Source organism: Mesorhizobium sp. M5C.F.Ca.ET.164.01.1.1 (genome assembly GCF_004792125.1).
In the GTDB taxonomy this organism is placed as follows: Bacteria; Pseudomonadota; Alphaproteobacteria; order Rhizobiales; family Rhizobiaceae; genus Mesorhizobium; species Mesorhizobium wenxiniae.
Genome location: NZ_SRTG01000195.1, coordinates 1 through 380, shown reverse-complemented (window position 1 = coordinate 380; position 380 = coordinate 1). Strand labels below are relative to the sequence as shown.

At 63.4% G+C, this 380-nt stretch carries 1 protein-coding gene; it reads left to right on the top strand.

The features are described 5' to 3' along the window. On the top strand, positions 1-300 hold a 300-nt coding region (gene fabA, locus EN807_RS33090), incomplete at its 5' end, for a bifunctional 3-hydroxydecanoyl-ACP dehydratase/trans-2-decenoyl-ACP isomerase (protein ID WP_135937984.1). Positions 301-380 lie beyond the last annotated feature (80 nt).

The window sequence follows — 380 nt, the reverse complement described above, 5'->3', positions numbered from 1 at the left end:
GGCAACCCGATCATGCCGGGCTGCCTCGGTCTCGACGCCATGTGGCAGCTGACCGGCTTCTATCTCGGCTGGCTCGGCGAGCCGGGCAAGGGGATGGCGCTGTCGACCGGCGAGGTGAAGTTCAAGGGCATGGTGACGCCGTCGGTCAAGAAGGTGGAATACGGCATCGACTTCAAGCGCGTGATGCGCGGGCGTCTGGTGCTCGGTATCGCCGATGGCTGGCTGAAGGCGGATGGCGAACCCATATACGCGGCGACGGATCTGAAAGTGGGTCTGTCCAAGCAATCGGCGGCGGCTTGACCGGCGCCACCACCGCGCCATGCACCCTTTGCATGCGGGACCGCATGGCGCTTTGATTTTGCGTATGATCGTTTGCGAAT